The organism is Leuconostoc sp. (assembly GCF_965300815.1).
The window spans coordinates 1-2,173 of sequence record NZ_CBDKZH010000162.1 but is presented as its reverse complement, the minus strand read 5'-3'; the positions used below and the strand labels follow the sequence as shown (position 1 = coordinate 2,173).

At 39.8% G+C, this 2,173-nt stretch carries 4 protein-coding genes; all 4 read right to left on the bottom strand.

Annotation, left to right across the window (positions count from 1 at the left end; genetic code table 11):
- Window positions 1–180 precede the first annotated feature (180 nt).
- Entirely contained in the window at window positions 181–567 is a 387-nt protein-coding gene (locus tag ACW12G_RS07665) for a hypothetical protein (protein WP_068852706.1), read from the bottom strand.
- Window positions 568–684: 117 nt separating this feature from the next.
- Window positions 685–1,278: a hypothetical protein gene (locus ACW12G_RS07660; RefSeq protein WP_455647684.1), complete on the bottom strand. Its 594-nt coding sequence runs from the start codon at window positions 1,276–1,278 to the stop codon at window positions 685–687.
- A gap of 1 nt (window position 1,279) precedes the next feature.
- On the bottom strand, window positions 1,280–1,849 hold the full coding sequence (locus ACW12G_RS07655) for a hypothetical protein (RefSeq protein ID WP_455647683.1): 570 nt from the start codon (window positions 1,847–1,849) through the stop codon (window positions 1,280–1,282).
- Window positions 1,849–2,173: thioredoxin family protein (locus tag ACW12G_RS07650; RefSeq protein ID WP_455647682.1), on the bottom strand; the 325-nt coding region annotated here is incomplete at its 5' end. The genes ACW12G_RS07650 and ACW12G_RS07655, both read right to left, overlap by 1 nt.

Genomic DNA, 2,173 nt, shown 5'->3' with positions numbered 1-2,173 from the left:
CATGTAGATCTTGCAAAGAGACATTAGGCCAATCGTCTGAGAAGGATCCAGTATTATCAACAACTTCTTGCAAGTTTCCCTGTTTAAAATCCAGAGAACCCTGTTCAATTCGCGCGAAGTATTGGTGCGAAACTGTTTGTTTTTTCTTTTTAAATCCAAACATCACATTCCTCCTTCACCTTAGAATGGCCAATTGATGATTGACCCACCACCAGCAGACGTTGCAGCGTTCCAAACCCACGTAATTAGTAATCCTGTACATGCCCCACCAAAAATGGCAATCAAAGCATGGAAGATACGTGAATTACTCTTTTGAACTTGTTGTTCATTTCCGGTCCCGCGAAGAATGAACCCGATTAACAAACTAATTCCAGAAACGACAATCAGGACGACAAATAACCAGGCAATAATGGTCGTTCCCCCACTCTTTGTAGCTTCTTTAACATCTGCGGAGGCAATCGTTGGTAAGAAACCAGCCAAACCAGCCCCAGTGGCACGGAGATATTTGGTAAGACGATCCATAGGTGATTCTCCTAATGGACGATTAATATATGTCGACTTTTCCATTGAAAAAGCCCTCCTTGTATAGTTTTATGCTTAAGCACAGGTATAAAATAGCAAAAATAAAAAAAGTGACCCAATGTGTGCCACTTTTTCTTTTGCCCTTGAAGGCTTTTGAGTTGATTATTCTGATAGTAGTGAACTATCACTTTGGAGTCTGAAATTACCAAGTCTATCTAGTTGAGTTACCTTGTCTTGCTTTGGACTATAACTGACATCGTAAACCTGTCTAGTTGTCGCTTCTGGTCTATCATCAATCTGGCTCTTGAGGAAGACAACTACTTTTGCCTTTACTTCATTCACATTTGCTGAGATTGGAATAAAATCCATGTGATCATAGGTGATTTTCACACCCGATTGACCCATCATTTTATCTGGGTCAGGCTTGAAATCGAGGCTGTTTTTAACCACATCATTTGTCACGTATGGCATCATTGCCTTAGCTCTGTCATCAAATGCTGCTTGATCTGGTAGTGTCCAATCAAGGCTAAACACTTTATCAAACTTTGTTATTGCTGCACTAACGTTGGGCTGCTTTGCATCATACACCGCTGAATGTTGTCGCTTTTTTTGTTGATAGACTTTATACGCTTGGTTTGACTCATGTAGGAGTTGATGCTGTTTATTATGATTTAATCCAGCAAGTAATGTAAATACGCCCGCCAACAAGAAAATTGAAGCCAGGCCACCCAAACTTAACATCAGTTTTTTTTTCATCCTACTTTCCCTTTCCTGTTGTATCAACAACCTGACCCGTTTTTAGTTCTACAATCCTGCCATTCTGGATATGCATTAATAGCGTTAAAGCCAGCGGCTTATTCTCAAAAGTGTAACGAATTGTACCAAAACCAATACCTGATCCATCAGGAGCTTTTGAATAGACCATATCCTGATTGTCTAACTTAAATTCTGGCTTACCAATGATCCCATCTCGATCACCACCTGAAGTAGCACTGATAAATGCTGAGATAACGTTGCCGGTAGCAACCCCACTTTTTGGTGTTGATTCTCCGGTATTTGGTAAAGCCTTGAACATATCCGCAAGAAATGTATCACCGATTTTTTGAAAATCAGTTGTCTCTCGAATATCTGCGGTATTCACATCCTTAATTGCCAGCGTTTGTTTTTTGTATTTTTTAATCTTTGAGGTATTATCCTTTAGGACTTGTTGTTGTGCGTGAACAAGGCGATCGCTTTGGCCATAGTCTATCACAGCATTAATTAGTAACAGTAGGGCAAAACCAAACCCGATTACCAATGGCCATTTACTGGTCTTTTTTTGTGTCATTAAGAATTACCTCTCATCACTCGTTTGATCTCTTTATCGCTAATTGATGTTGTACTGTCTACAACCTGATCACCTTGAAGATAAATAATTGTTGGTACTTTAGTTACGCCATACTCAGCAAGATATTGCTTGGATTTTGGATTATTTGTATTAATCACAACGCCTTGAACTTTGTTTGAGTTACGTCGTAATTCAGACTTAATCGTGGACCGTGCCGCTAGACAATCTGGGCAGCCTGGTTTATGGAATACTAGTATCGTTTTGCGACTGGAATCTTCCAATTTCAGTGAATGAATGCGTTGCGAAAAATTTGCTGTATCTGGA